Origin of the sequence: Curtobacterium sp. NPDC089185 (genome assembly GCF_040685235.1) — a bacterium.
Classification (GTDB): domain Bacteria; phylum Actinomycetota; class Actinomycetes; order Actinomycetales; family Microbacteriaceae; genus Curtobacterium; species Curtobacterium citri.
Window position 1 is genome coordinate 1 of the sequence record NZ_JBFBHK010000019.1, and the last position, 22,935, is coordinate 22,935.

Sequence of the window (22,935 nt, forward strand, 5' to 3'; positions counted from 1 at the left end):
CCTCGGCCGCGCGCCGCGGGTAACCCGCGCCTAGGGTACCCACCCCCCCCCCGCGGGGGGGGCGGCGGGGGGCCGGCGGCCCCCGCGCCTCCCGTCCGTCGGCTGGTCGCGTCCTAGGACTCGATCTCGCCCTGCGGGGTCTCCGCGGACTCGACCGCGGCAGCCCCGGCGAGGACCTCCTCGCGACCCGGCTGACGCCCGGTCTCGAACTGGAACTTGCCCTCGGCGAAGTCGACCTTCACGTGGTCGCCGGCGTTGAGCTCACCCTGCAGGATGTGCTCGGACAGCTGGTCCTCGACCTCGTGCTGCATCGCGCGGCGCAGCGGTCGGGCACCGAGTGCCGGGTCGAAGCCGACCTTGATGAGCTGCTCCTTGGCGGGGAGCGTGAGCTCCACCGTCATGTCGCGGTCGAGCAGGCGGTCCGCCAGGCGCTTCACGAACAGGTCCACGATCTGCAGCAGCTCGGACTGCGAGAGCTGCGGGAACACGATCGTGTCGTCGACGCGGTTCAGGAACTCCGGCTTGAAGTGCTTCTTGAGCTCCTCGTTCACCTTCGAGCGCATGCGGTCGTAGCCGACGGCCGAGTCACCCTCGACCTGGAAGCCCACCGGGCCACCGGCGATGCCCTGCGAACCGAGGTTCGTGGTCATGATGATGACGGTGTTCTTGAAGTCGACCACGCGGCCCTGACCATCGGTCAGGCGACCCTCTTCGAGGACCTGCAGCAGCGAGTTGAAGATGTCCGGGTGGGCCTTCTCGATCTCGTCGAACAGGACCACGGAGAACGGCTTGCGGCGCACCTTCTCGGTGAGCTGGCCGCCCTCCTCGAACCCGACGAACCCGGGAGGGGCACCGAAGAGTCGCGAGACGGTGTGCTTCTCGCCGAACTCCGACATGTCGAGGGAGATCAGCGCGCCCTCGTCGTCGAACAGGAACTCGGCGAGTGCCTTGGCGAGCTCGGTCTTGCCGACGCCCGTGGGGCCGGCGAAGATGAACGAGCCCGAGGGGCGGTTCGGGTCCTTAAGGCCGGCGCGGGTGCGGCGGATGGTCTTCGAGAGGGCCGAGATGGCTTCCTCCTGACCGATGACGCGCTCGTGCAGGGCCTTCTCCATGAAGACGAGACGCGAGGTCTCCTCCTCGGTGAGCTTGAAGACCGGGATGCCCGTGGCCTGCGCCAGGACCTCGGCGATGATGCCCTCGTCGACGGTGCCGGACGCGGCGACGTCACCCGCACGCCACTGCTTCTCGAGGCGGAGACGCTCGCCGAGGAGCTTCTTCTCCTCGTCGCGCAGGCTCGCGGCCTTCTCGAAGTCCTGCTCCTCGATGGCGGCTTCCTTCTGCCCGCGGACCGTCGAGATCTTCTCGTCGAACTCGCGGAGCTCCGGCGGCGCCGACAGGATCGATAGGCGGAGGCGTGCGCCGGCCTCGTCGATCAGGTCGATGGCCTTGTCCGGCAGGAAGCGGTCCTGCACGTAGCGGTCCGCCAGGTTCGCCGCGGCGACGATCGCGCCGTCGGTGATGGACACCTTGTGGAACGCCTCGTACTTGTCGCGGAGGCCCTTGAGGATGTTGATCGCGTGCGGCAGCGACGGCTCGTTGACCTGCACCGGCTGGAAGCGACGCTCGAGTGCGGCGTCCTTCTCGAAGTGCTTGCGGTACTCGTCGAGCGTGGTCGCACCGACCGTCTGCAGCTCACCGCGGGCGAGGAGCGGCTTGAGGATCGACGCGGCGTCGATCGCGCCCTCGGCAGCACCGGCACCGACGAGCGTGTGGATCTCGTCGATGAAGACGATGATGTCGCCGCGGGTGCGGATCTCCTTCGTGACCTTCTTGAGGCGCTCCTCGAAGTCACCGCGGTAGCGGGACCCGGCGATGAGCGACCCGAGGTCGAGCGAGTAGAGCTGCTTGTCCTTCAGCGTCTCTGGGACGTCGCCCTTGACGATCGCCTGGGCGAGGCCCTCGACGACCGCGGTCTTGCCGACGCCCGGCTCACCGATCAGGACGGGGTTGTTCTTGGAGCGGCGGGAGAGGATCTGCATGACCCGCTCCATCTCCTTCTCGCGCCCGATGACCGGGTCGAGCTTGCCGTCGCGCGCGGCCTGGGTGAGGTTCCGGCCGAACTGGTCGAGGACCTGCGAACCCTGCTGGGCGTTCTGCTGCTGCTCGCCGCCGACGGCGACCGCTTCCTTGCCCTGGTAGCCGGACAGGAGCTGGATGACCTGCTGGCGGACACGGTTGAGGTCCGCGCCGAGCTTCACGAGGACCTGGGCGGCGACGCCCTCGCCCTCGCGGATGAGGCCGAGCAGGATGTGCTCGGTCCCGATGTAGTTGTGACCGAGCTGCAGCGCCTCGCGCAGGGACAGCTCGAGCACCTTCTTGGCGCGCGGTGTGAACGGGATGTGCCCGGTCGGCTGCTGCTGGCCCTGCCCGATGATGTCCTGGACCTGCTCGCGGACGGCATCGAGCGAGATGCCGAGCGACTCCAGTGCCTTGGCGGCGACGCCCTCGCCCTCGTGGATGAGGCCGAGGAGGATGTGCTCGGTGCCGATGTAGTTGTGGTTGAGCATCTTCGCTTCTTCTTGAGCGAGGACGACAACACGACGGGCTCGGTCGGTGAATCTCTCGAACATGTGCTCTCCCTTGCCGGGCTCGTGGGAGCTCGGTGACGTACATCGAGACTAACCAGCGGACCCCCGCAGGGCTGCCCCTGTTCGCCGTGGGCGTGACCTCTCTTCGCCGGGCGGGCAGCGGCCGGTCACGGACGCCGAGCTGCGCGCCTGAGGGCCCGTCGGAAGCGGCGCGGTTCGACCCCGATGCGCTCCAGCACGTCGTGCGCTGCTCCCCAGGACGGATCGTCGACACCTTCGCAGAGCGCGAGCAGCACGTGGTGCGGGCGTACCCGCTCGAGCGGGCCGGCGAGTTGCGCTGCCCGGGCCAGGACGCGGACCACCGCTGGGGTGCACGCGATGCGGTCGTCCTCGTGGGGCACCGTGGCGCCGACCCCGCCGCACGGAGCGATCTCGTGCCGGACCGCCGCGACCGTCACGCCGTGCGCGTCCAGGACGACTCGGAGACGCGGCAAGCCGGTGCACAGTGTGACGGCCGCGACGAGGAGGGAAACACCAGTCGGACCGAGGGAGTCGGTGGAGTGGGCGGGTACGCTGCGGCCATGGAGCAGCCCGTCGTCGGCCTCGTCGTCCACCCCACCAAGAACGTGCAGGAGTCGATCGCGACCCTGCAGCGGTGGAACGCCTCCGGACGCGGCCAGCTCGTCGCCCGTCGGGCCGACGCGCAGCGCATCGGCGGGGGCGTCGACGTCATCGGCGACGACGACTTCACCGACCAGGTCGACCTGGTCGTCGCGCTCGGCGGGGACGGCACGATGCTCGGCGCCATGCGGCTCGTCGCCAAGCGTCCGGTCCCGGTGCTCGGCGTGAACTACGGCAACGTCGGCTTCCTCGTCGAGATCGAGCCGCCCGAGCTCGAGCACGCGCTCGACCGGCTGTCCGCCGGCGACTACCAACTCGAACCGCACCACGCGCTCGAGGCCCGCCTGTCCTGGAGCGGCGCCCGCACCGACTACCTGGCCTTCAACGACCTGACCGTGGTGCGACGACCCGGTGCCGGGCAGGTGTCCGCCGACCTCAGCGTCGGCGGGCTCGGCTACGGCTACTACCGTGCGGACGCCATCGTCGCCGCGACGCCCGCCGGCTCCACCGCGTACAACTACGCCGCGGGCGGACCGGTGCTCTCCCCCGCGCTGTCCGGCTCCGTCGTCACGCCGGTCGCACCGATGGCGGGCATCGACCGGTCCGTGGTCCTCGCCGCCCGCGAGCGCTACCGGTTCGACATCGCCGAGGGCACACGGAGCGCCGCGCTCGAGGTCGACGGGCTCGTCGTGGGCGAGGTGGCGACCGGTGCGCAGATCGACGTCCGACTGCGGAAGGACGCCGGGAGCGTGGTGCGGCTCGACGCCGAGCGGCACGGACGCACCGGCCGGGTGAAGCTCAGCCTGCTCGACCTGCCGGTGCGGCCGGACCAGCTCATCGAGCTCATCCCGCACGACCTGCGCCAGAAGCTCGGCCGCGAGCTCGAGGACTAGCGGGGCCCACCGGGCAGCCTCCGGGCAGCTCGGCCACGGACAGACGAGTGGCCCGTCCAGGCAGTGCCTGGACGGGCCGTCCCATCACCCCACCGGGCAGCCTTCCCACAGGACGACCCGGTTCCCCCAGCCGACGCGCTCGCGTCGGCCGAAGCCTGCTGACCTCAGTCGGTCAGGTACAGCTGCATGTCCTGGCTCACGGCCTTCGCGAACAGGCGCAGCTTCGCACGCGACTCGACACGGCTGACCGCCTGACGGGTCGTGTGGACGATCTTCGAGATCTCGTCGAGCGTCATCGGCTTGTCGTCGTCCAGGCCGTAGCGCATGCGGATGACGTTGGCCTCGTCGCTCGGCAGCTCGGCGACGATGGAGCGGATGTCGCGGTGCAGGAGCGTCGTCTCGGTGAGCTCGTTCGGGCTCGCGGCGTCCTCGTCCTCGATGAAGTCACCGAGCTCGCTGTCGTCCGAGTCGCCGACCACGGTGTGGATCGACACCGGCTCGTGCGAGCGGCCCTTGAGGTCCAGGAGTTCCTCGGTGCTCATGCTGAGCTCGGCGGCGACCTCGTCGGGCATCGGCGCGCGGCCGAGGTCCACGGTCAGGTCGCGCTCGGTGCGCGAGATCTTGTTGATGAGCTCCACGGTGTGGACCGGGATGCGGATGGTGCGCGCCTTGTCGGCCAGACCACGCGAGATCGCCTGGCGGATCCACCAGGTGGCGTAGGTCGAGAACTTGTAGCCCTGCGTGAAGTCGAACTTCTCGACGGCGCGGACGAGACCGAGGTTGCCCTCCTGGATGACGTCCATGAAGGGGAGGCCGCGCTGCGAGTAGCGCTTCGCGATGCTGACGACGAGGCGGAGGTTCGAGGTGATCATGCGCTCCTTGGCGCGCTCACCGTCGCGGACGAGCCAGCGCAGCTCGCGCTGCAGCTTCTTGTCGATGCCGGCCTCGGTGTTGAGCTTCTCCTCGGCGAACAGCCCGACCTCGATGCGGCGGGCGATGTCGGCCTCTTCCTCGGCGGTGAGGAGCGAGAGGCGGCCGATGTGGCGGAGGTAGTCGCCGACCTGGTCGACCGACGCGCCGCGGACACCCGCGAGCTGCTCGTCGGCCTCGACCTCGACGGCCTCGAGCGTGGTGGTCTCCACCGCGGCGACGGCGGTCTTCGCGGCTGCTGCCTTCTTGCTGCGGCGCGCGGTGGTGGCGGTGGTCGTCGTCTTCGGTGCTGCGGTCGCGGTCGTCATGGTGACTCTCCCTGCGGTTCGACGGTGATGGCCTCGGTGGGGGGTGGTCATGAGTAAAGCGGTCGCAAGGTGTACCCCACAAACCGATCGGATCGATTCCCAGGGAACGCCGTGCTTCACCTCCCGAACTGTCCCCCGCGGGGTACAGGCCCAACGACAGCATGCCCCCGCTGCAGGCCCGTGCACAAGGCGATCGGGCCGGATCTCCGGTGTTACAGCGGTGTTTCATCGGTCCCGCAGAGGGTGTACCCCGACCCGCTGCGCGGAGCGGACACGAAAACGGGGTACGGCGTTCCGGATCGTTGCGATCCGGACTCCGTACCCCGAAGACCGAGCGGCGGTCGGCGTCACCAGGAGGGTTCGAGCCACCCGTCCCGTCGCTCGGCGGTCTGGAGGTCGGCGTCGCGGTCGAACTCGTCGTACTCGCTCTCGAAGTCGCCGACGAGGCTGCGGCCGGTGAAGGCGTGCGTGCTGGACATGCGGACGATGCTCACCCCGGAGGGCGACGACGCGGTGAACGGCCGGTGACCGGTCGCGGTCGCTCAGACGTCGATGTCGTCGTCGTCGCCGTCCGACCAGACGGCGTCGCTCGCGGGATCGGGCAGCACGGAGTGACCGAAGGCGTCCTCGGGGTCGAGGTCCGCCGGTTCGGTCGGCTGTGCGTCCGTCCGTGCTGCGTCCACACGGACGAGTCGACCACCCGCCGGTGAACGGCGGGTGACGCGACCGGCACCCCGGGAGGTGCGGCGCTACTCCGCGGAGGTCGGTGCGGGGGCCGGGCGACCGTGCTCACGCTCGAAGCGTGCGCGCTCCTCGGCCTCGACCTTGGCGTAGGCGGACCGCTCGGTGCGGTCCGCTCGCATGATCGCGCGCATGACGAACCAGAAGATCAGGCCGACGACGACGGTCGGCGTCACGGCGAAGATGATCCCGGTCACGACTCCATCTGGCACCGGAGCATCGTACCTCGCTCCGCTGTGCCGGACGACGGCGCTACTTGACCAGCGGGAACAGGATCGTCTCGCGGATCCCGAGGCCGGTGATCGCCATGAGCAGGCGGTCGACGCCCATGCCCATGCCACCCGAAGGCGGCATCGCGTGCTCGAGGGCCCGCAGGAACTCCTCGTCGACACGCATCGCCTCGGGGTCACCGCCTGCGGCGAGCTTCGCCTGCTCGACGAAGCGCTCGCGCTGCACGACGGGGTCGACGAGTTCGGAGTACGCGGTCGCGAGCTCGAAGCCACGCACGTACAGGTCCCACTTCTCGACGACACCCGGGCGGGTGCGGTGCTGCCGGGTGAGTGGCGAGGTGTCGACCGGGAAGTTCATCACGAACGTCGGGGCGTGCAGCTTGTCCGAGTTGAAGTGCTCCCAGAGCTCCTCGACGTACTTGCCGTGCGTGGCGTGCGCGACCTCGACGCCCTCGGCCTCGGCGAGCGCCACCAGTTCGGACAGCGGGGTCTCCGGGGTGACCTCGTGTCCGGACGCCTCGGACAGGGACTCGTACATGTCCATGCGGGCCCAGTCGCCACCGAGGTCGTACTCGGTGCCGTCCGGCAGCGTGACGACGAGCGAACCGCCGGTCACCGCCTTCGTGGCGTTCTGAACGAGCTCCTGCGTGAGGTCCGCCATCTGCTCGTAGTTGCCGTACGCCTGGTACGCCTCGACCATCGCGAACTCGGGCGAGTGCGACGAGTCGGCACCCTCGTTGCGGAAGTTGCGGTTGATCTCGAACACGCGGTCGATGCCGCCGACGACCGCCCGCTTGAGGAACAGCTCCGGCGCGATGCGCAGGTACAGCTCGGTGTCGAAGGCGTTCGAGTGCGTCACGAACGGACGCGCCGAGGCGCCACCGTGCTGCGTCTGCAGCATCGGGGTCTCGACCTCGAGGTACTCGTGCCCGGTGAACGTCTGCCGGAGCGACGCCATGACGGCAGCGCGGGCGCGGACGGTCTCGCGTGCCTGGTCGCGGACGATGAGGTCGAGGTACCGCTGGCGGACCCGGGTCTCCTCGTTCAGCTCGTTGTGCAGGTTCGGCAGCGGCAGGATCGCCTTCGCCGCGATCTGCCACTCGTCGACCATGATGCTCAGCTCGCCGCGACGCGAGGAGATGACGCGACCGTGCACGAACACGTGGTCGCCCAGGTCGACGTACTCCTTCCACCGGGCGAGCGACTCCTCGCCCACCTCCGCCAGGGAGACCATCGCCTGGATGCGGGAGCCGTCACCGGACTGCAGCGACGCGAAGCAGAGCTTGCCGGTGTTGCGGGAGAACACGATGCGGCCGGCGACACCGACGACGTCCTGGGTCTCCTCGCCGGTCTCGAGGTGCGCGTACTGCTCGCGGACCGCCGGGATCGTCGTGGTGATCGGCAGTTCGGCCGGGTACGCCTCGATGCCCGCGTCGAGCAGCTTCGCCCGCTTGTCGAGCCGCACCTGTCGCTGCTCGCTGGTCTCGGCGGCGGCGAGCTCCTCGGCGGAGGGGCCGTCGCCCGAGGGCTCGGTGGCGGGTGCGGTCTCGTCGGTCATGCTGGTGCGGCTCCGATGGGTCGTGGGGATGCACCGATGGTACCGGCCGGTCGGACACGGTCCGGTCGACCGGCAGCACGCGACCGGATCGGGCCGGACCACGCAGACGGTCCGGTCGGAGGGACGAGCCCGCGGACGCTCCAATGGTCATACGATCGGAGCGCCCGTGGGGCAGGGCCACCGACGGACCGTGCAGGCCCGGGTGCGCTACAGCGTCGCCTGGCCGTCGGCCGCGGCGAGGGCGTTGTCGACCGCCGAGCGGACGAGGGTGCCGAGGACCCGGCCGGGGTGCTCGACGCCGATCCCGGAGAGCGTGCCCGCGGACTGGTCGACGATCGCGGTCGAGAACGACACCGCGGCGCGCACGGCGTCGGCGTACGCGGGGCGGTCCTGCTCGGCGACGACGAACGGCTCCGCGCCCATCTCGACGACGAGCGCCTGGGCGATCGGGAGCACGGGCGCGGGAGCGGTCACGGCGCAGTACGCGTCACGGAGTCGGACGAGGTCGACGCTCGTGCCGGTGAAGGCCATCGCGGGGTGGATCGCGAGCGGGATGGCGCCGGCGGACATCGCCGGGCGCAGGACCTCGACGCCGTGGTCGGGGCTCGTGTGCACGACGAGCTGTCCCGGCTGCCAGATGCCCGCGTCCGCCAGGCCCTGCACGAGCGAGGCGAGCTGGTCGTCCGGCACCGCGAGCAGCACGAGCTCGCTGCGCTCCACCAGTTCCGGTGTCGCGAGGACCGGCGCGCCGGGCAGCATGGCCTCGGCGCGGTCGCGTCCCGCGTCGGAAACGGCGGTCACCCCGACGACGGCGTGCTCCGCGTTCGCCAGTGCCGCACCCAGGACCGGTCCGACCCGTCCGGCGCCGACGATGCCGACGCCGAGTCGTCCGGCCCTCACCGCGCGGCTCCGGGTGGCGGCACGTCGGTCCACCGGACGGGAGGCGCGGAGCGCGTCCCGTCGTCGGCGCGCGACGTACCCGTGGGGGCGTCGGGGGCCGTGGTCGCCGCCCACTGCGGGTGCGGAGCGCGCGTGGCGGGGGTGGGCCGGGCCTCCCGTTCGCGCCACCGGTGGGAGGTGTCGGCGGCGGCGGCCTCGACGGCGCGGTGCGCCGTCTCGGACCAGAGGCGCTGCGCGTCGCCCGCGTCGAGCGCCCCGATGCGGGGTGACACCGGTCCGGCGACCGTGTGGACGTGCGCCGAGGCGAGCCGGAGGACGCGCTCGAGCGGCCCCTGCTCGACCTTCACGCTCTGCACGCGCGGCAGCGGGACGATCACGAGCGACCGCCACACGGCGCCGAGGCGCAGGAGGACCGCGCCCTGGACGAACCGGTACCCGTTGCGGCGGGAGGAGAACGGCCGGAGCCAGGCACCGCGGCGGGGCGAGTGCACGAAGCCGCCGCGGTCCCCGGTCGTGGTGAGGCTGTCGTCGACCACACCGACCGCCTCGGACGATCCCTCGCGGAGTGCCTCGCGGGAGGCGGTGGGGCCGACGACCGCGGCACCGACCAGTCCGGGGAGGATGATGTCGAGGACCTGCCGGACGTCCTCGGCCCGCCCGACGGGCAGCACGATCGACGACGCCTGCTGGTTCGTCGATGCCCCGTTGCCGGCGTTCGTCGCGCGGTTGATGCGGACGTCCCACCACCCGAACGGCCGCCACAGCAGCGGCTGCGCGACGCTCACGGCGTGGATGCGACCGGGCGGCAGTGTCTCGTTCGAGGTCGACACGAGGCCGAAGCCGATGCGGATGCCGTCGCGGGTCTCGGCGATCGTGTACTGCAGCGAGCGCGAGAACTTGCGGACGGTGTAGCCACCGGCGCCGATGACCACGGGGAACAGGGCGAACAGGATGCCGTACTCACCGGTGACCGCGATGCTGACGACGATCGCCGCGACGACCACGACGAAGAACACGGTCGTGAACGAGAGCAGCATCGAGGCGATGAGCCGGCCCGGGTGGACCTTCACGACCCGGGTGGCCCGGACGGCGGCGGGGTCGAGCTCCGGCGAGAAGAGCTCGTCGACGCGGTCCTGCAGCACGCCGTTCGAGCCCCGCACCGCGGTCTGCTCGTCGTCCTGCGCGCCCGAGGCCAGGACGAGGATGCGCGACCGCAGGTCGTCCGCCGCGCGTGCGCCGAGGTAGGCGAGCTGCACGTTCGCGTCGTTGCCGGCCTGCGCGATCTCGAGCTTCGCGGTGCCGAAGATCCGCGGGACGACGGGTCGCGAGATGTTGATGCCCTGGATCCGGTCGAGCCGCGCCTTCCGGTGGTTCCGGAACAGCACGCCGGACCGGACCTCGACGACGTCGCCGGTCACGCGGAACTCGTGCATCCGCCAGGACACGTAGAAGAGCCCGATCAGCACGACGAGCAGCACCACGATCGCGAGCGCCACCCAGCCGACGGCCCCGTGCTCCCACACGTAGCGGACGGGGTCGCCGTCGTCCTGCGGCCCCTCGCCCGGCACGAAGAACTCCAGCACCTGGTCGCGGAGGTTGTTCAGGACGTACCCGAGGACGACGATCAGGAAGATGCCGCCCTTCAGCAGGGGCGTCAGGGGGTGCAGACGGTGCCACTCGCCGTCGGTCAGGGGTGCTGCCGCGGCCGCGTTGCCCCGTCGTGGTGGCGCGGGTGGGGGCGGTCCGGGTCGGAAGGTCATCGTCGTCCCCTAGAGCCCGGCGCGGCGGGACTCGGCGAGCTCGACGAGTCGGTCGCGCAGCTCGTCGGCGTCCGCGGCGGGGATGCCCGGGATGCGGACGTTGGTCGACGCGGCGGCGGTCACGAACTTCAGCTCGCTGAGCCCGAGGATCCGGTCGAGCGGCCCGCGGTTCACGTCGACGAGCTGCATGCGCCCGTACGGCACGGCGGTGAAGCGCTGCCACATCAGGCCGCGGCGGAGCACGAGGTCGTCGTCGCGCAGGGCGTACCCGATCGCACGGACGCGGCGGGGCGTGAGGACGGCGGTGACCAGGGCGACGAGGGCCACCGCGATCGCGACCAGGGTCCAGACCGTGCCCGCCGGCCCGCCGAAGCCGCCGAACAGCACCGCGAAGAGCACGCAGCCGGCGGTGACGACGACCCCGACCACCACGGTGCTGACGAGTTCGGTCCAGACGAGCTTCGTCGAGACACGCGTCCACTCGGTACCGGTCAGGCCGAGCCCCGCCTCGTCGAGTCGTTCGAGCGGCATCGCGGCCTCCTGCGGTCGTCGGTCAGTTCGCCGCCGTCCCGCCCCTCGGCAGGTCGTCATCGTCGTCGCCCGGTGGCGGCGCCATGCACATGCGCTCGGCGACGAGCGCGCACACCACGAGCACGAGACCGCCCCCGACCGCGACGGCGTTCGGCAGGACCGAGCCTAGCGGCGGCAGGGCCGAGCGGGTCAGGAGGTACACGAGCAGTCCGGCGGCGAAGGCACCGAAGAGCGCGCCCGCGATGCTCGAGGCCTTCGCGAGCACGACCACGCGGGTGGCGTACAGCGGGTCGACGGCGTGCTGGCGGGTCGCACCGTCACGGGCGTGCCGGCGGACGGGCCGGGCCATCGCGACGACGGCGACACCGATCAGGGCGAGCGTCACGCCGAGCGGCGTCGAGAGCAGGAGCGTCGGAGACTGGCGCGACGCGAGCACGGCGTCGAGGGCGAACCCGGCGACGGCGGCCACGACGGCGACGCTGACGAGGGTGGATGCGCGGGTCGGCTTCACCGCGTGTGCTCCGGCCCCTGCTCGGTCCCCTGCCCGCTCGCCTGCCCGTCGAAGAGACGCGGCCCGTCGAACAGGCGCGGCTCGTCGATGCGCTCCGTGTCGTCGCCGAGTGCGGCGAGCAGGTCGGCGACGGGCCCGGCACCGGGCAGCTCGGCGTCCGGGTCGGCGTCGAGCCACGGGGCGAGCACGAACGCCCGCTCCCCCGCACGCGGGTGCGGCACGGTCAGGGTCGCTGTGTCGATCCGGAGGTCGTCGATGGCCACGACGTCGAGGTCGAGCGTGCGGTCGCCCCACCGGACCTCGCGGGTGCGCCCGTGGTCGTCCTCGATGCCGTGCAGCGCGTCGAGCAACGCGTCGGGCGTCAGGTCGGTGTCGACCACGACGACGGCGTTCCGGTACCGCGGCTTCGTCGTGTCGAGCCCGTCGAGCGTCAGGGCGACGGACTCGACCTCGCGGCTCGAGGCCACCGGTCGGACGCCCGGCACCGCGGCGATCGCCTGCGCGGCCGCCCGCAGGGTGCTGCCCCGGTCGCCGAGGTTGGCGCCGAGGGCGATGACGGCGCGGGTCACTCTTCCTCCTCGGACACCGAGGCGCCGCCGCGGCTGCGCTGGATCGTGATCGACACGTCCGTGAACGGCACGGTGATCGGCGCCTGCGGCTTGTGCACGGTGACCTCGGTCGCCAGTGCCGCGCGGTGCGTCAGGACCGCGGCGGCGATGCGCTCGGCGACGGTCTCGATGAGGTCGACCGGGTCGCGCTCGATCTCGGCGACGACCTGCTCGGCGAGCACCCCGTAGTGCACCGTGTCGTCGAGGTCGTCGCTGCCCGAGGCCGTGCGGGCGTCGACCTCGACTGCGACGTCGACGACGAAGTCCTGGCCGTCCTGCCGCTCGTGGTCGAAGACGCCGTGGTGTCCGCGTGCGCGGACCCCGGTGAGTCGGATGGTGTCCCTCATGTTCGTGCTGCCCTCCAGGCATCCCAGACGTCGAGCACGGCACGGGTCGGTGCCGGGTCGTGCACGCGGACCCCCCACGCGCCGCGCTCTGCGGCGAGCAGGCTGATCGCGGCGGTGGCGAGGTCCCGGTCGGCGGGCGGGGCTCCCGCGGGGCTGCCGACGCCGTCGAGGAAGCGCTTGCGCGACGCCGCGACGAGGACCGGCAGCCCGATCGACGCGAACCGCTCGTAGCCGGCCAGGATCTCCCAGTTCTGCGCACCCCGCTTGGCGAAGCCGAGGCCCGGGTCGATGACGACCTGCTCCTCGCGCACCCCGAGGACGATGAGCTCCGCGACCCGGAACTCCACCTCGCGCCGGACCTCCTCGACCGCGTGCGTGTACTCGGCGTTCCGGTACATGCGGTCGCTGTGCCCGCGCCAGTGCATGACGACGAAGCCCGTGCCCGTGTCGCGGACGACGCGCACCATGTCGGGGTCGGCCAGACCGCCGGAGACGTCGTTCACCACGACCGCACCGGCCGCCACGGACAGCTCCGCCGTGGAGGCGTTCATCGTGTCGACGCTCACCGCGATGCCCTCGGAGACGAGCTGCCGGACGACGGGCAGCACGCGCTCCTGCTCCACCGTCGGCGGGACCCGTTCGGCGCCGGGCCGGGTGGACTCACCGCCGACGTCGACCAGGTCGGCGCCGTTCGCCACGAGGTCACGGGCGTGGGCGACGGCGGCGTCCACCGCGAGGTGGAGGCCGCCGTCGCTGAACGAGTCGGGCGTGACGTTGAGGATGCCCATGACACGCGTGCCCGCCTGTGCGGGGTGGGCGGCGCGGCGCACCTCGGCGAGCCGGCGCGCGCGCCTCGTCGGCAGGTCGGTCATGCCGGGCTAGGCGGGGGCGATACCCGGGTTGCCGAACGGACGACGACGGGGCTTCGACGACGACTCGGGGTCGCCCTGCTCCGCCGCGGTCGAGGCGGCCTTGCCCGGGAACTCGATCGCCGGCAGGTTCGAGACCGGCCGCTTGTCGCTCGAGAGCCACTGCGGGCGCTCGGGCAGCTTGCGGACGTCCTTGAAGATCTCGACGAGCTCCGGCGCGTCCAGCGTCTCCTTGTCGAGGAGCTCCCCGGCCAGGCGGTCGAGGATGTCGCGGTTCGCGTTGAGCACCTCGTAGGCCTCGTCGTGCGCGGCCTCGAGCAGGGCGCGGGTCTCGGCGTCGACGGTCTCGGCGATGTTCTCCGAGTAGTCGCGGCCGCTGCCACCGCTCATGTCGCGACCGACGAACGGCTCGCTCGAACCGGACCCGAGCTTGACGGAACCGACGGCACGGCTCATGCCGTACTCGGTGACCATCTTGCGCGCGGTCGACGTGGCCTTCTCGATGTCGTTCGACGCACCCGTGGTCGGGTCGTGGAAGACGATCTCCTCGGCCACGCGACCGCCCATGGCGTAGGTCAGCTGGTCGAGCAGCTCGTTGCGGGTCACCGAGTACTTGTCCTCGAGCGGGAGCACCATCGTGTAGCCGAGGGCACGGCCGCGCGGCAGGATCGTGATCTTCGTGACCGGGTCGGTGTGCCGCATCGCCGCTGCCGCCAGGGCGTGGCCGCCCTCGTGGTACGCGGTGATGAGCTTCTCCTGGTCGGACATGATCCGGGTGCGCCGCTGCGGGCCGGCCATCACGCGGTCGACCGCCTCGTCGAGGGCACGGTTGTCGATGAGCTGCGCGTTCGAGCGCGCGGTCAGCAAGGCGGCCTCGTTGAGGACGTTCGCCAGGTCGGCGCCGGTGAAGCCCGGCGTCTTGCGGGCGAGGAGCTCGAGGTCGACGCTCGCTGCGAGCGGCTTGCCCTTCGCGTGCACCTCGAGGATCTGCTTGCGGCCCTGCAGGCTCGGCGCGTCCACGCCGATCTGGCGGTCGAAGCGGCCCGGGCGGAGGAGCGCGGGGTCGAGCACGTCGGGACGGTTCGTCGCGGCGATCAGGATGACGTTCGTCTTGCCGTCGAAGCCGTCCATCTCGACGAGCAGCTGGTTGAGCGTCTGCTCGCGCTCGTCGTTGCCGCCGCCGATGCCGGCGCCACGGTGACGACCGACGGCGTCGATCTCGTCGATGAAGACGATGGCGGGGGCGTTCTGCTTGGCCTGGTCGAACAGGTCGCGGACGCGGCTCGCACCGACACCGACGAACATCTCGACGAAGTCCGAACCGGAGATCGAGTAGAACGGCACGCCCGCCTCACCCGCGACGGCGCGGGCGAGCAGGGTCTTGCCGGTGCCGGGAGGGCCGTACAGCAGCACGCCCTTCGGGATCTTCGCGCCGACGGCCTGGAACTTGGCCGGCTCCTGCAGGAACTCCTTGATCTCGTGGAGCTCCTCGATGGCCTCGTCGGAACCGGCGACGTCGGCGAAGGTGACCTGCGGGTTCTCCTTGTTGTTCATCTTCGCGCGCGACTTGCCGAACTGCATCACCTTCGAGCCGCCGCCCTGGGCGCTCGACAGGAGGAACCAGAACAGGGCACCGATGATGAGGAACGGCAGGATGATGCCGAGCAGGGACAGGAACCAGTTGCCCTGCTGCACGGTGTCGTTGTAGCCGTCGGGGAGGTTCGCGTCGTTGACCGCGCTGATGACCTCTTCGCCACGCGGCGTGGAGTAGTAGAACTGCTCCTTCGCGTTGCCGTCCTTGAGGGTGAGGTCGACGCGCTGCTCGGTCGAGTTCACGACCACGGACGAGACCTTGCCGTCGGCGAGCTGCTCGAGACCCTTCTGGGTGTCGATCTGCTGCGTGCCGGACTGCGCGATGACGCTCCAGCCGATGAAGATGCCGACCAGCGCGATGAGCACGTAGAGGTACGGGCCGCGGAAGATGCGCTTGAAGTTCATGTGATCCGGGCGCGATGGCCCGACACCTTTCTCTGCCGGAGTTGCGTGGTGGTCAGCATACGGCCGTCACTCTGTGGCGAGAATGGGTGTCCTCTGCGGGCGAACTGCACGCCCGCCCCCCGTCAGGAGTACACGTGCGGTGCGAGGACGCCGATGCCGCGCAGGTTCCGGTAGCGCTCGTCGTAGTCGAGGCCGTAGCCGACCACGAACGCGTCCGGGATCTCGAAGCCGGCGTACTTCACGTCGACCTCGACCTTCGCGGCCTCGGGCTTGCGGAGCAGCGCGACGATCTCGACGCTCGCGGCACCGCGGGACGCCAGGTTCTGCTTGAGCCACGACAGGGTCAGGCCGGAGTCGATGATGTCCTCGACGATGATGACGTCGCGGCCGTGCAGGTCGGTGTCGAGGTCCTTGAGGATCCGCACGACGCCCGACGACTTCGTGCCGGAGCCGTACGACGACACCGCCATCCAGTCCATCCGGGCCTGCATCTTGAGGTGCCGCGAGAAGTCCGCCATCACCATGACGGCGCCCTTCAGCACACCGACGAGCAGCGGGTCCTTGCCCGCGTAGTCGCGGTCGACCACCGCGGCGAGCTCGGCGAGCTTCGCGTCGATCTGCTCGGGGGTGAAGAGCACTTCGGACAGGTCTGCCTGGACGTCGGAGAGTTCCACCGGTCCAGGGTAACGGTCAGGACGCGGCGGTGAAGGCCACCCGCTCGCCCTCCCGCGCCGCCCGGACGCCCGGCAGGTCGATCGGTCCCTGCCCGCTCCAGTCGGTCACGAGGCGGCACACCTCGAGCGTCTGCACCCGGGAGAGCGTCACGCCGAACTCGCTCTCGACCGCGAGCCGGACGAGCCGTTGCCGCAGGGCCGGCGGGTTCGCGAGCAGCTCGGGCACGGACAGCGAGATGCCGGCCTCGGAGTGCTCGGCGAGGTCCTCGGCCATCTCCTCGGCGAAGTGGTCGAGGGCGGCGGCGTCCTCGCGGAGCTGCTCGGCCGTGCGGGCGAGGGCCTCGGGCACGCCGGGGCCGAGTTCGCGCTCGAGGGTCGGCAGCAGGCTGCTCCGGACCCGCACCCGGGCGTACGCGGGGTCGTCGTTCTGCGGGTCGTCCCACGGCACGAGCCCCGCGGCGGCGCACGCCTGACGGCTCACGTGCCGCCGGAGCCCGAGCAGCGGGCGGCCGTAGGCCGGCCCCGCGGTCCGCCGCGCGAGCGGCGGCATGCCGGACAGTGCGTCCGGCCCGCTGCCGCGCAGCAGGCCCAGCAGCACCGTCTCGGCCTGGTCGTCGAGGGTGTGCCCGAAGAGCACGAGCGGTGACCCGGTGGCGGACGCGACGTCCGTGACGGCGGCGTGCCGTGCCTCCCGTGCGGCGCCCTCCGGACCGCCGTCCGGACCGACCGCCACCCGCCGGACGGTCACCGGGTCGAGTCCCAGTGCCGCGGCCTGCCGGGAGGCGCGGGTCGCCACCGCCTCGCTGCCCGCCTGGAGCGCGTGGTCGACCACGACCGCGCCGGCACGCAGGTCCTGCTTCGGCGCCTCGAACGCGGTGGCCGCGGCGAGCGCGAGCGAGTCCGGTCCGCCGCTCAGCGCGACCGTCACGAGGTCGCCCGACCGGACGACCCCGTCGGCCAGTGCCTGCGCGAGCAGCGTCCGCACCGCGAGGCGGGTCGCTGCGACGGCGGGGTCCAACCGGGGACGCGGAGAGATCACCCGGTAACGTTAGCCGCGCTTTCTTCCCGTACATGAGACCAGGAGCGCACCATGACCGCGTACGACGTCGTCGTCGAGATCCCCAAGGGCAGCCGCAACAAGTACGAGGTCGACCACGAGACCGGTCGCGTGTACCTCGACCGCGTGCTGTTCACCTCGTTCGTCTACCCGACCGACTACGGGTTCTTCGAGAAGACCCTGGCCGACGACGGCGACCCCGTGGACGCGCTGCTGCTGCTCGAGTACCCGACCTTCCCGGGTGTGGGCGTCAAGGTCCGTCCGGTCGGTGTCTTCAAGATGAGCGACGAGGCCGGCAACGACGCGAAGGTCCTCGTGGTCCCCGCGAAGGACCCGCGCTGGCAGCACGTCCAGGACATCTCGGACGTCGACGACCAGACGAAGGCCGAGATCGCGCACTTCTTCGAGCGCTACAAGGACCTCGAGCCGAACAAGTGGGTCAAGGCCGAGGGCTGGGGCGACGCCGCCGAGGCCGAGGCGATCGTGCAGGCCGGCCAGGCCGCGTACGTGCCCACCGGTCACTGACCCACCGCGCACGCGAACGGCGCCCGCTCTCCGGTCGGAGGGCGGGCGCCGTTCTTCGTGTCGGTCTCGGTGTCCGCGGCCCGGCTACATCGAGCCGCTCGGACGGGCCACGTAGGGCAGGAGCTGGCTCGGGGTCCAGATCGCCCGCTCGAGCACACCGCGGGTGGGGTTGGCGGCCTCGACCATCATCCCGCCACCGGTGTAGATCGAGTCGTGGTACGCCCCGCTGACCGAGCCGTTGGACGAGTAGAACAGGATGTCGCCGGCCTGCCGCTGCGACAGCGGGACCAGGCGGCCGATCGACGCGAAGTGGTTGTACTGCCAGACGACGTTGTGGCCGCCCGTGGCGATGCCCTGGGAGTTGTAGGCCATCATCACCAGGCCCGAGCAGTCCCACTGGTTCGGGCCGGCACCGCCGAAGACGTAGGCGTCGCCGATCTGCGCGCGGGCGTAGGCGATGGCGCCGGCGGCCTTGCTCGCACTCGGTGCGGGAGCGGGTGCCGGGGCGGGAGCGGGTGCCGGCTTCGGAGCGGGGGCGGGCTTCGGAGCGGGCGCGGGGGCCGGAGCAGGGGCGGGCGCGGGCGCCGGGGCGCTCGGGCTCGACGGCTTCGAGGTCGGCGTGCTGGGTGTGCTCGTGGTCGGCGTGCTCGTGGCCGGTCGCGACGGGACGCTCGGCGACGACGGGTCGGTCCCGGTGCTCGTGCCGCCACCACTCGGCTGCCCGCCGGCGCTCGGCGCGGTCGTCGTGGCGCCGCCACCGTCCGCGTTGCCGTTGCCGTTGCTCGTGCTGCCCCCGCCGGCCCGGGCAGCGAGCTGCTGCTCGGCGCGGGCGGCCTGCTGCGCGTCCCAGTACGCCGTCTCGGTGGCGACGCTCGTGCCCTTGAGGAACGCGAGCTGCTCCAGCACCTCGGACTGCTTGGCCTGCTGCTGCTCGACCCGGCCGCTCGCCGCAGCCGCCAGGGCGTTCGCCTCGTCCAGCGCGCGTTCCGACTTCCGCGTCGCCTCGGCCAGGGCGGTGGTCGCGGCCTGCTGCTGCGCGGCGATCGACTCGACCGTGTTCTGGTCGGCCTGCGCCTGGGCGAGGACCCGGGCCGAGCGCTCGGACAGGTGCGAGACCGTGCCGACGCGGTAGAGCAGGTCCTTCGCGTCCGACGCGTCGACGAGCATCGAGGTCGAGAGGTCCCCGCCACCCGTGCGCGAGAGCTCGACGACGAGCCCCGCGACCTGCGCCGCCGACTCGTCCGCTCGTGCACCGGCGCGCTTCGCCTGCGCGGTCAGGTCGTCGAGGGTGTCCTTCGCGTCCTGCTGCTCGGACGCCGCCATCGCGTAGTCCTGGCCCGCCTGGAGCTCCGCCACCTGCGCCGAGTCCGCGGCGTCCTGCAGGGTCTGCAGTCGGGCGCTCAGCTCGTCCGCCGTCTGCTGGGCCTGGGCGGTGTCCGCCTTGGCCTCGCGCACGTCGTCCCAGCTCGGGGCCGACGGCGCGGCCTGGGCGGGACCGGCCAGCACGACCGACAGACCGATGCCGAGGACGGCGACGACCGCGGTGCACGCGGTGCGGTGGCGGGGGGAGGGCTTCATGTCGTGCTCAGGGCCTCTCGACGGCGCTGTTGCTCATACCGAGATCCCCCGCGCTGCCATGAAGGGGACCGGGTCGACGGCGGAGCCGTTCACCCGGGTCTCGAAGTGGAGGTGGCACCCCGTCGACCAACCGGTGGAGCCGATCTTCGCGATCTGCTGCCCGGCCTCGACGTGCTGCCCGACGGACACGAGGATGCCGCCATCGACGATGTGCCCGTAGGCGGTGGAGATGCCGCCGCCGTTGTCGAGCACGACCTCGTTGCCGTAGCCGCCGCCGTTCGCCGCGAAGGTCACGGTGCCGGAGTGTGCCGCGTAGATCGGGGCGTAGCAGGCCGGCGCGAGGTCGACCCCGGCGTGCAGGGCGCGGTAGTGCGTGTACGGGTCGACGCGGTAGCCGTAGGGGCTCGTCTGGTAGCCGCCGGCGGGACGGACCCACCCGGAGGAGTTCGGCGTGCCACCGCCGGAGCCGCCCTGGCTCGTGGCCGCTGCCTTCGCCGCCGCTGCCGCCTGCCGGGCCGCCGCGGCCTCGGCTGCTGCCCGCCGTGCCTTCTCGGCGGCGACGCCCTTGTCGTACGCCGCCTCGACGTTCTTCGCGTTCGTCGTGAGCAGGGTGAGCTGCGCTTCGAGGCGGGCCTTGTTGTCGGCCTCGGCGTCGACCGCGGTCTGGGCGCGGTCGGCGGCGGCCTGCGCGGCCTGCATCTTCGTCTGGGCGGCCTCGGCGAGGACCCCGAGGGCCTCCTTCGCCTGTTCGGCACGGTCGGCGAGACCCTGGGCGACCCCGCGGTCCTGCGAGGCCTGGGAGTAGATGCCGTCCGCCTGCTCCGACAGCTTCGACATCGCGCCGAGCTCGTAGAGCAGGTCGCCGGACGCCGAAGGGTGCGTGAGGATGTCGGTCGTCACGTCGTTCGCGCTCGCGCGACCGAGCTGTGCGGCAAGCTGACCCGCCTGCGCCTCCGACTGCGTCGCGGTGCGCTCGGCCTCGTCCGCCTGATCCTGCAGCGTCTGCTGCTCGAGGGTCGCGGCGTCGTACTTCGTCTGTGCGTCCTGGTACGCCTTGCCCGCCGCTGCGGCCGAGGCCTGGGCGGCGGACGCCTTCGACGTGAGGTCGTCGAGGAGCGCCTTGATCTCCGTCACCTTCGCCTGCTGCGCGTCCTTCGACGCCTTGGCCTGCTCGACGTCGGACCAGCTCGGGTACCCGGCGGCCGAGGCGGCGGTCACCGGACCGACGGCCGCGAGGGCCCCGGCGGTGAGCACGACGGCGACCGCGGCGGCGATCACGCGGCGGCGGGGGCGGAGGGAGGTGAGGGATTTCGACATCTGTCTCGTTTTCGTAACGGCACGGCGGGGCTCGCGCACGTGACGCTGTCAACAGACGCAACAGTAACAACAGCAGTCACACGGCGGACACCCCCGAGCGAGGGTGCCAGGACGCCCCGATGGTGGCACCGGGGACGTGCCGGTCCGGGACGGGACGGCGCGACACGCCGGAGATGCACGCTCGGAGGCGTTCGATTTGCACACCTCGCAGGGCATCCGTATGCTTGTCCATCGGTAGCGCACGGCGCAGCTTGCGGCCCTATCGTTTAGTGGCCTAGGACACCGCCCTTTCACGGCGGCAGCACGGGTTCGAATCCCGTTGGGGTCACTCCACGTGAGTGAGCAAGCAACCGAGCAACACCGAAGCAGTAATCACAACACAACATGGCCCTGTAGCGCAGTTGGTTAGCGTGCCGCCCTGTCACGGCGGAGGTCGCGGGTTCAAGTCCCGTCAGGGTCGCCACGGCTGGATAGCTCAGTTGGTAGAGCGTTCGACTGAAAATCGAAAGGTCCACGGATCGATGCCGTGTCCAGCCACGGTGAAGAGCCCCTCACGAGAGTGAGGGGCTCTTTTGCCTTCCCGGGCGGTCCCCGGGGACGCAACCGGGCCTAGGCCTCGCGGGTCTTCGGGCTGCTGTCGTTCGTCTTCGCCGGGTCACGCTCGACGACCGACCCGAGGGCGTCGTCGATGCGGGACATCAGCTCCGCGGGGATCTGCACCCCGGCAGCGCCGGCGTTGTCGTGCACCTGCTCCGGACGCGAGGCACCGATGATCGCCGACGCCACGTTCTGGTTCTGCAGCACCCACGCGACCGCGAGCTGCGCCATCGACAGGCTGAGCTCGTCGGCGACGGGCCCGAGTTCCTGCACGGCGGTGAGCACCTCGTCGTTCATGAAGCGCTCGATCATCTTCGCGCCGCCCTTGTCGTCCGTGGCACGTGAACCCTCGGGCAGCGGCTGACCGGGCTGGTACTTGCCGGTCAGGACGCCCTGGGCGATCGGGGACCAGACGATCTGCGAGATGCCGAGCTCCTCCGAGGTCGGGACGACCTCGCCCTCGATGACCCGCCAGAGCGCCGAGTACTGCGGCTGGTTCGAGATGAGCTGGAAGCCCAACTCCTTCGCCAGGGCCGCACCCGCGCGGAGCTGTTCGGCGGTCCACTCCGAGACGCCGACGTAGAGCACCTTGCCCTGTCGCACGACGTCGGCGAACGCCTGCATCGTCTCCTCGAGCGGGGTCTCGTGGTCGAAGCGGTGCGCCTGGTAGAGGTCGACGTAGTCGGTCTGCAGGCGCTCGAGCGACCCGTCGATCGACTCGAGGATGTGCTTCCGGCTCAGCCCGGTGTCGTTGTGGCCCTTCGGACCGGTCGGACCGAAGACCTTCGTCGCGATCTCCAGCGACTGACGCCGCTCCCCCTTGAGGGCCTCGCCGAGGACGGTCTCGGCGCCGGTGTTCGCGTAGACGTCGGCGGTGTCGAACGTCGAGATGCCGACGTCGAGCGCGGCACGGACGCAGGCGATCGCCGCGTCGTTCTCGACCTGTGAGGCGTGGGTGAGCCAGTTGCCGTAGGTGATCTCGGACACCTTGAGGCCCGAGTTGCCGAGGTAGCGGTACTCCATGTGCGTGTCACTCCTGTCGTGGAGCGCGTCGGTGCGCCCCGACCCGTGACGGTAGTCCGCGAAGTCCGAACCGCTTCCACCGTTCGCCGTGCGGCAGGTACGGTGAAGTATCAGTGGTCCGGGGCAAGACGAAACCCCGGCGATGTGGCCGAGGCCAGTGATCGTTCCGGGGTCTTCGTCACCCATCGTACAAGGGAACCGATGCTTCACCAAGATCTCCCGGCGCTCCTGACGCCGGAGCGCCTGCGGTCCTACACGGCGCGGTGCCCGGATCTGACGTCCGCGATCCGCCTGTACGAGTGGAACATGCGCGCCGCGGCAGCCGTCCTGGGACTGACCGGCATCGTCGAGGTCGTCGCGCGCAACTCCTTGGACCGGGAGCTCGGCGTCTGGGCGGCTCGACGCGGTGCACCGACCTGGTTCGATGCCGTGCATCTCGACCAGCAGGGACGTCTCGACCTGGACAAGGCCCGAGCACGCGCGAGCCGGAACGGACGACGGCCCGAGATCCATGGTCGCGTCAAGCGGGAGGTCCGTGCTCGGATGCAGCAGCTGCACTTCGTCAGGAACCGCGCCGCCCACCACGAACCGATCCACCAGCGCGACCTCCGCCGCGACCTCGACGCCGCGCTGGAGCTGCTCGGCTGGATCCACCCCGTCGCTGCGGAGTGGGCGGCCGACACGACGTCGCTCCGCGCCGTCCTCGACGCCCGACCCAGCGACTGAGGGGCAGGATCGCAGGGGCGCGGTGCACAGCGGCACCGCCGGGAG

At 71.2% G+C, this 22,935-nt stretch carries 23 protein-coding genes and 3 tRNA genes; 6 read left to right on the forward strand and 20 right to left on the reverse strand.

All coding sequences use genetic code 11. From position 1 onward, the window contains the following. Window positions 1–113: 113 nt before the first annotated feature. Both AB0N84_RS14500 and AB0N84_RS14505 read right to left on the reverse strand, forming a co-directional pair. Entirely contained in the window at window positions 114–2,630 is a 2,517-nt protein-coding gene (locus tag AB0N84_RS14500; RefSeq protein WP_069711840.1) for an ATP-dependent Clp protease ATP-binding subunit, read from the reverse strand. A 125-nt stretch (window positions 2,631–2,755) separates the two neighbouring features. Then, a complete protein-coding gene (locus AB0N84_RS14505; protein ID WP_363547545.1) occupies window positions 2,756–3,202 on the reverse strand; it encodes a hypothetical protein in 447 nt (148 codons plus the stop codon). On the opposite strand from AB0N84_RS14505, the gene AB0N84_RS14510 reads away from it, so the two are divergent. Then, window positions 3,170–4,102 carry an NAD(+)/NADH kinase gene (locus AB0N84_RS14510; protein ID WP_069711838.1) on the forward strand — a complete coding sequence of 311 codons (933 nt, stop codon included), beginning with the start codon at window positions 3,170–3,172 and terminating at the stop codon, window positions 4,100–4,102. The genes AB0N84_RS14505 and AB0N84_RS14510 overlap by 33 nt on opposite strands. Window positions 4,103–4,266: 164 nt before the next feature. Here AB0N84_RS14510 and AB0N84_RS14515 read toward each other — a convergent pair whose 3' ends face one another. The 15 genes from AB0N84_RS14515 to tilS form a co-directional block, all read right to left on the reverse strand. Next, on the reverse strand, window positions 4,267–5,340 hold the full coding sequence (locus tag AB0N84_RS14515) for a sigma-70 family RNA polymerase sigma factor (RefSeq protein WP_069711837.1): 1,074 nt from the start codon (window positions 5,338–5,340) through the stop codon (window positions 4,267–4,269). A 347-nt stretch (window positions 5,341–5,687) separates the two neighbouring features. Beyond that, window positions 5,688–5,819, reverse strand: a complete 132-nt coding sequence (locus AB0N84_RS14520; protein ID WP_259346175.1) for a hypothetical protein — start codon at window positions 5,817–5,819, stop codon at window positions 5,688–5,690. A gap of 63 nt (window positions 5,820–5,882) precedes the next feature. Then, complete coding sequence (locus tag AB0N84_RS14525) at window positions 5,883–6,023, reverse strand: hypothetical protein (protein WP_289459275.1); 141 nt, start codon at window positions 6,021–6,023, stop codon at window positions 5,883–5,885. 66 nt (window positions 6,024–6,089) lie between these two features. Further along, complete coding sequence (locus tag AB0N84_RS14530; protein WP_069711836.1) at window positions 6,090–6,293, reverse strand: hypothetical protein; 204 nt, start codon at window positions 6,291–6,293, stop codon at window positions 6,090–6,092. Between the two features lie 40 nt (window positions 6,294–6,333). Next, window positions 6,334–7,869 (reverse strand): lysine--tRNA ligase, encoded by a 1,536-nt coding sequence (gene lysS, locus AB0N84_RS14535; protein ID WP_289459274.1) that lies wholly within the window; start codon window positions 7,867–7,869, stop codon window positions 6,334–6,336. A 207-nt stretch (window positions 7,870–8,076) separates the two neighbouring features. Further along, the gene (locus tag AB0N84_RS14540) at window positions 8,077–8,769 is read right to left on the reverse strand and encodes a Rossmann-like and DUF2520 domain-containing protein (RefSeq protein ID WP_289459273.1); all 693 of its coding nucleotides are present in this window, start codon (window positions 8,767–8,769) and stop codon (window positions 8,077–8,079) included. Next, complete coding sequence (locus AB0N84_RS14545) at window positions 8,766–10,529, reverse strand: PH domain-containing protein (RefSeq protein ID WP_363547552.1); 1,764 nt, start codon at window positions 10,527–10,529, stop codon at window positions 8,766–8,768. Before AB0N84_RS14545 ends, AB0N84_RS14540 begins: the two co-directional genes overlap by 4 nt. Window positions 10,530–10,538: 9 nt before the next feature. Beyond that, window positions 10,539–11,060: a PH domain-containing protein gene (locus tag AB0N84_RS14550; protein ID WP_182046937.1), complete on the reverse strand. Its 522-nt coding sequence runs from the start codon at window positions 11,058–11,060 to the stop codon at window positions 10,539–10,541. A 22-nt stretch (window positions 11,061–11,082) separates the two neighbouring features. Next, window positions 11,083–11,571, reverse strand: a complete 489-nt coding sequence (locus AB0N84_RS14555) for a DUF3180 domain-containing protein (RefSeq protein WP_069711831.1) — start codon at window positions 11,569–11,571, stop codon at window positions 11,083–11,085. After that, window positions 11,568–12,140 (reverse strand): 2-amino-4-hydroxy-6-hydroxymethyldihydropteridine diphosphokinase, encoded by a 573-nt coding sequence (folK, locus tag AB0N84_RS14560; protein WP_363547557.1) that lies wholly within the window; start codon window positions 12,138–12,140, stop codon window positions 11,568–11,570. Before folK ends, AB0N84_RS14555 begins: the two co-directional genes overlap by 4 nt. Continuing rightward, window positions 12,137–12,526 (reverse strand): dihydroneopterin aldolase, encoded by a 390-nt coding sequence (gene folB / locus AB0N84_RS14565; RefSeq protein WP_363547560.1) that lies wholly within the window; start codon window positions 12,524–12,526, stop codon window positions 12,137–12,139. The genes folK and folB overlap by 4 nt, the downstream gene beginning before the upstream one ends. Continuing rightward, window positions 12,523–13,398 carry a dihydropteroate synthase gene (folP, locus tag AB0N84_RS14570; RefSeq protein ID WP_363547563.1) on the reverse strand — a complete coding sequence of 292 codons (876 nt, stop codon included), beginning with the start codon at window positions 13,396–13,398 and terminating at the stop codon, window positions 12,523–12,525. The genes folB and folP overlap by 4 nt, the downstream gene beginning before the upstream one ends. Before the next feature lie 6 nt (window positions 13,399–13,404). After that, on the reverse strand, window positions 13,405–15,393 hold the full coding sequence (ftsH, locus tag AB0N84_RS14575; protein ID WP_069711828.1) for an ATP-dependent zinc metalloprotease FtsH: 1,989 nt from the start codon (window positions 15,391–15,393) through the stop codon (window positions 13,405–13,407). 122 nt (window positions 15,394–15,515) lie between these two features. Continuing rightward, entirely contained in the window at window positions 15,516–16,067 is a 552-nt protein-coding gene (gene hpt, locus AB0N84_RS14580) for a hypoxanthine phosphoribosyltransferase (RefSeq protein ID WP_069711827.1), read from the reverse strand. Window positions 16,068–16,083: 16 nt separating this feature from the next. Beyond that, the gene (gene tilS / locus AB0N84_RS14585; protein ID WP_363547567.1) at window positions 16,084–17,106 is read right to left on the reverse strand and encodes a tRNA lysidine(34) synthetase TilS; all 1,023 of its coding nucleotides are present in this window, start codon (window positions 17,104–17,106) and stop codon (window positions 16,084–16,086) included. A 51-nt stretch (window positions 17,107–17,157) separates the two neighbouring features. On the opposite strand from tilS, the gene AB0N84_RS14590 reads away from it, so the two are divergent. Next, complete coding sequence (locus tag AB0N84_RS14590; protein WP_363547570.1) at window positions 17,158–17,649, forward strand: inorganic diphosphatase; 492 nt, start codon at window positions 17,158–17,160, stop codon at window positions 17,647–17,649. Between the two features lie 84 nt (window positions 17,650–17,733). Here AB0N84_RS14590 and AB0N84_RS14595 read toward each other — a convergent pair whose 3' ends face one another. Then, entirely contained in the window at window positions 17,734–19,227 is a 1,494-nt protein-coding gene (locus AB0N84_RS14595; RefSeq protein WP_363547573.1) for an NlpC/P60 family protein, read from the reverse strand. Window positions 19,228–19,260: 33 nt separating this feature from the next. Then, window positions 19,261–20,544, reverse strand: coding sequence for a M23 family metallopeptidase (locus AB0N84_RS14600; RefSeq protein WP_363547576.1), 1,284 nt, complete (start codon window positions 20,542–20,544; stop codon window positions 19,261–19,263). A gap of 255 nt (window positions 20,545–20,799) precedes the next feature. On the opposite strand from AB0N84_RS14600, the gene AB0N84_RS14605 reads away from it, so the two are divergent. From AB0N84_RS14605 to AB0N84_RS14615, 3 genes are all read left to right on the forward strand, one after another. After that, window positions 20,800–20,872, forward strand: a tRNA-Glu gene (locus AB0N84_RS14605). Window positions 20,873–20,930: 58 nt separating this feature from the next. Then, window positions 20,931–21,007: transfer RNA gene (locus AB0N84_RS14610), tRNA-Asp, on the forward strand. 1 nt (window position 21,008) lies between these two features. Next, window positions 21,009–21,081: transfer RNA gene (locus tag AB0N84_RS14615), tRNA-Phe, on the forward strand. Window positions 21,082–21,153: 72 nt separating this feature from the next. Here AB0N84_RS14615 and AB0N84_RS14620 read toward each other — a convergent pair. Beyond that, on the reverse strand, window positions 21,154–22,164 hold the full coding sequence (locus tag AB0N84_RS14620) for an aldo/keto reductase family protein (protein ID WP_182046945.1): 1,011 nt from the start codon (window positions 22,162–22,164) through the stop codon (window positions 21,154–21,156). A gap of 201 nt (window positions 22,165–22,365) precedes the next feature. Here AB0N84_RS14620 and AB0N84_RS14625 point away from each other — a divergent pair, with 201 nt between their 5' ends. Continuing rightward, window positions 22,366–22,890: a hypothetical protein gene (locus AB0N84_RS14625; RefSeq protein WP_363547579.1), complete on the forward strand. Its 525-nt coding sequence runs from the start codon at window positions 22,366–22,368 to the stop codon at window positions 22,888–22,890. The last annotated feature ends 45 nt before the right edge of the window (window positions 22,891–22,935 follow it).

Bases quoted from the DNA above. Each gene is read 5' to 3' on its own strand.
- AB0N84_RS14500 (WP_069711840.1), bottom strand. From the start codon at position 2,630: ATGTTCGAGAGATTCACCGACCGAGCCCGTCGTGTTGTCGTCCTCGCT.
- AB0N84_RS14510 (WP_069711838.1), top strand. From the start codon at position 3,170: ATGGAGCAGCCCGTCGTCGGCCTCGTCGTCCACCCCACCAAGAACGTG.
- AB0N84_RS14515 (WP_069711837.1), bottom strand. From the start codon at position 5,340: ATGACGACCGCGACCGCAGCACCGAAGACGACGACCACCGCCACCACC.
- AB0N84_RS14520 (WP_259346175.1), bottom strand. From the start codon at position 5,819: ATGTCCAGCACGCACGCCTTCACCGGCCGCAGCCTCGTCGGCGACTTC.
- lysS (WP_289459274.1), bottom strand. From the start codon at position 7,869: ATGACCGACGAGACCGCACCCGCCACCGAGCCCTCGGGCGACGGCCCC.
- AB0N84_RS14545 (WP_363547552.1), bottom strand. From the start codon at position 10,529: ATGACCTTCCGACCCGGACCGCCCCCACCCGCGCCACCACGACGGGGC.
- AB0N84_RS14550 (WP_182046937.1), bottom strand. From the start codon at position 11,060: ATGCCGCTCGAACGACTCGACGAGGCGGGGCTCGGCCTGACCGGTACC.
- folB (WP_363547560.1), bottom strand. From the start codon at position 12,526: ATGAGGGACACCATCCGACTCACCGGGGTCCGCGCACGCGGACACCAC.
- folP (WP_363547563.1), bottom strand. From the start codon at position 13,398: ATGACCGACCTGCCGACGAGGCGCGCGCGCCGGCTCGCCGAGGTGCGC.
- ftsH (WP_069711828.1), bottom strand. From the start codon at position 15,393: ATGAACTTCAAGCGCATCTTCCGCGGCCCGTACCTCTACGTGCTCATC.
- AB0N84_RS14590 (WP_363547570.1), top strand. From the start codon at position 17,158: ATGACCGCGTACGACGTCGTCGTCGAGATCCCCAAGGGCAGCCGCAAC.
- AB0N84_RS14595 (WP_363547573.1), bottom strand. From the start codon at position 19,227: ATGAAGCCCTCCCCCCGCCACCGCACCGCGTGCACCGCGGTCGTCGCC.
- AB0N84_RS14600 (WP_363547576.1), bottom strand. From the start codon at position 20,544: ATGTCGAAATCCCTCACCTCCCTCCGCCCCCGCCGCCGCGTGATCGCC.
- AB0N84_RS14620 (WP_182046945.1), bottom strand. From the start codon at position 22,164: ATGGAGTACCGCTACCTCGGCAACTCGGGCCTCAAGGTGTCCGAGATC.
- AB0N84_RS14625 (WP_363547579.1), top strand. From the start codon at position 22,366: ATGCTTCACCAAGATCTCCCGGCGCTCCTGACGCCGGAGCGCCTGCGG.